Origin of the sequence: Acinetobacter sp. Colony158, from assembly GCF_019264745.1 — a bacterium.
Lineage (GTDB): Bacteria > Pseudomonadota > Gammaproteobacteria > Pseudomonadales > Moraxellaceae > Acinetobacter > Acinetobacter ursingii.
This window is the reverse complement of record NZ_CP078523.1, coordinates 3,457,516-3,459,070: the sequence shown is the minus strand read 5'-3', so window position 1 is coordinate 3,459,070 and position 1,555 is coordinate 3,457,516. Positions and strand designations below refer to the sequence as shown.

Sequence of the window (1,555 nt, the reverse complement as noted above, 5' to 3'; positions counted from 1 at the left end):
ACAAAAGGTTGATGCTTGTGCTTTAGGCGAGCATCAAGATACTTTAAAAGTTGTATTTACTCTAAAAGTATTAGGTGGAGTTGAACATCCATCTGCTTGTAATAATGAAATTTTCTTGAAATCATATAATGACGTTGCTAAAAATTATATTACTAAGTATGGCTTTAGTGAGCTTGCAAAACGATATGCACTCAATCTCGCCAATGCACGTTTTTTATGGCGTAACCGCGTTGGCGCTGAAAAAGTAGAAGTGGTTGTGACTGTGAATGATCAAGCAGCAGTGACATTTAATGCTTTAAATTATCCATTGCATAATTTTGATGCTACGGATGAAAATATACAAAATCTAGCTCATCAAATTGCAAGTGCTTTAAAAGGAGAAATTCCCTATTTACTGATTAAAGTTGAAGCTTATGCTTTGGTGGGTAAAGGTCAAGAAGTCTATCCAAGCGAAGAACTTGTATTAGATAAAGGTAAAGGTGAAAAAAGTAAAATTCTTTACCATGTAAATGATGTTGCAGCAATGCATTCACAAAAGTTAGGTAATGCTTTACGTACCATAGATACTTGGTATCCTGAATTTGATGAGAAAAAAACAGCAATTGCGATTGAGCCATATGGTGCTGTGACTAACCTTGGCAAAGCCTATCGTACCCCGAAAGATAAAAAAGACTTTTTTACTTTATTTGATAAATATGCTTTGGGTGAATCACTTGAAAATCCTGAACAAGAGCATTATGTCATGGCAGTTTTAGTAAGGGGTGGTGTTTTTGGTCAAAGTAGCAAGGATTAAATATGCTCTATTATTTAGAAATTACTTTATTAGAGCAGGAGGAAATACCTCTGCATTTAATTTGGTCAAAAGTTTATACCCAATTACATATTGCTTTTGCTGAACAAACCGATGAACAGGGAAAAATTACTTACGGTGTATCTTTTCCTAAATATCGATTAATTCAACAGAAAAAATTGGGTTATTTAGGCGATAAAATTCGTATTTTTGCGGATTCAGTCGAAGCATTGGAGCAACTGAATTTAACTCATTGGTTCGCAAGGCTGCAAGATTATGTACATGTCTTATCCGCCCGTAAAGTTCCTGAGGATAAGATCAACGGCTATGCTGCTTATTTTAAAGTTAATCCAAAATTGACGGTTGAGCAGCGTGTTGTTCATCAGGCAGAACGCCGTGGAATTTCAATTGAAGAGGCACAGGAACACTTTAAAGCATTAGATCTAACGGAGACTTTTGAACCTTATATCAATATGAAAAGCCAAACCAATGATATGAACTTCCGTTTGATTATTGGAAAAAAACGTGTTGATGAAGCAAATATTGGAAAATTTGGAAGCTATGGATTAAGTCGTACATCTACAGTACCCGAGTTTTAACCCAATATTTTTTACACTCTTTAACAGCTTAATAAAATCAATAAGTTATAACTTTGCTTTAAAACTTTGGGTATTTTATACTTTTTAGAGGTAAAGCACTGTTATAACTTTATTTTTTGCTTTATTCTTACTGTTCATGGCGACATACGCCATTTAGAAAACCCAT

At 34.3% G+C, this 1,555-nt stretch carries 2 protein-coding genes; both read left to right on the top strand.

What is annotated here, in order from left to right; all coding sequences use genetic code 11:
- Positions 1–793 (top strand): type I-F CRISPR-associated protein Csy3 (csy3, locus tag JR005_RS14090; RefSeq protein ID WP_228731718.1); only part of this gene is annotated, 793 nt, incomplete at its 5' end.
- Positions 794–795: 2 nt separating this feature from the next.
- Complete coding sequence (gene cas6f / locus JR005_RS14085) at positions 796–1,389, top strand: type I-F CRISPR-associated endoribonuclease Cas6/Csy4 (protein ID WP_044435839.1); 594 nt, start codon at positions 796–798, stop codon at positions 1,387–1,389.
- Positions 1,390–1,555: the final 166 nt, after the last annotated feature.